Raw genomic sequence first — 321 nt, forward strand, 5'->3', positions numbered from 1 at the left:
GGAATGCTGGCATCAAAAGCCAGTGCCTTACCGCTTGGCGATAGCCCAACAAAATGTTTTAAACCTCAATGAGATTTACAGACATCACTCTGCTCTTTACTACCTTATTAAAATAATAAGGGAAAGAATGATGGTGCGGTCGGAGAGACTTGAACTCTCACACCTTGCGGCGCCAGAACCTAAATCTGGTGCGTCTACCAATTCCGCCACGACCGCAGCAAACTTTATAGTTATATCGATGACTGGTGAGTCAATATAACGTTGTACTCTTCGTATAAACCAAGAGTTTCAATATGGCTGGGCTACCTGGATTCGAACCAG

General features: G+C 44.2%; 1 tRNA gene. It reads right to left on the reverse strand.

Going from position 1 to position 321, the window contains the following annotated elements:
* Window positions 1-131: 131 nt before the first annotated feature.
* Window positions 132-216: transfer RNA gene (locus KP803_RS21820), tRNA-Leu, on the reverse strand.
* Window positions 217-321: the final 105 nt, after the last annotated feature.

This window comes from Vibrio amylolyticus (genome assembly GCF_023145695.1).
GTDB lineage: Bacteria > Pseudomonadota > Gammaproteobacteria > Enterobacterales > Vibrionaceae > Vibrio > Vibrio amylolyticus.